Origin of the sequence: Rhizobium sp. PL01, from assembly GCF_033447125.1 — a bacterium.
GTDB lineage: Bacteria > Pseudomonadota > Alphaproteobacteria > Rhizobiales > Rhizobiaceae > Pararhizobium.
The window spans coordinates 1-1,001 of record NZ_JAWQUM010000034.1 but is presented as its reverse complement, the minus strand read 5'-3'; the positions used below and the strand labels follow the sequence as shown (position 1 = coordinate 1,001).

Below are 1,001 nucleotides of genomic sequence, written 5' to 3'. Positions count from 1 at the left end.
GTGTTCGACCTGATCCTCATATGAAGGCACGCCGGTGCACTTCGAGGTCAGATCTTAAGACCAGCTTCTCGAGATCTGTCCGGGGATGCGCGGTCAGGCAACATCCATCGGCATGTCGTCAGAGGAAGCCGGAAACACCAAAATCCCCAAATCCTTGCGGACTTGAAGTTTCGATGGTTCAAACAACCAACAACAAACATGCCTTGAGTAACAAGCTTCCTACCTACCTCCAGTCCCTCCACTGCGTCGGATCGGCTAGACCTTCAACAGCTTTAACAGGACTGGGCTCGGACGTTTCAAATGACCTTTCGATCACTCTCAACACCTGGAAGCTTCCAGACATATCTTCTCTTCACAATGTAATCAGAACAGGCATCAGGCTCAAACGAACCGATGCAAACTTTTATTTCTCTCTTAGGATATTCCGTCTTCCACCACCTGCGCGCCGGGTTGGCCGGCGGCGGTGCGCCACCAAATAAATGGTGGAGCTTATCGGGATCGAACCGATGACCCCCTGCTTGCAAAGCAGGTGCTCTCCCAGCTGAGCTAAAGCCCCAATCTGTTTAAGCCTCTGCAGGCAAAAAACCGAGGGATCAACGACCAGTCCTGAGCATCAGCAGCAAAAGCCGCGACAGCATCAGGACAAAAACATGGTGGGCCCGGGTAGACTCGAACTACCGACCCCACGCTTATCAAGCGTGTGCTCTAACCAACTGAGCTACGGGCCCAATGAATTAGCGTCGATCTTTTAAGTCCGATCAGACCGCCAAACAGGGGCAAAGCCCCACGCCGGTCGTCCGGCGCCCATTTTACCCACATACATGGGCCGGAGGCGAGCGCTATAAAGCGCGGCACCGCCGTGAGGACATATCCTAATCGAGAAAGAGAAACGTAGACGGCGGTATTCGCCTTACTGCGGTGTACCCGAAGGCACATCTCAACAGCGTATGTGTTTCGATGGTCACCTGACTGGCGCCATCTATGTTCTAAAAAGCGTGACC

General features: G+C 53.3%; 2 tRNA genes. Both read right to left on the bottom strand.

Annotation, left to right across the window (positions count from 1 at the left end):
- Positions 1-480: 480 nt before the first annotated feature.
- A tRNA-Ala gene (locus tag R6X40_RS31550) sits at positions 481-556 on the bottom strand.
- A gap of 95 nt (positions 557-651) precedes the next feature.
- Positions 652-728 (bottom strand) — tRNA-Ile (locus R6X40_RS31545).
- Positions 729-1,001: the final 273 nt, after the last annotated feature.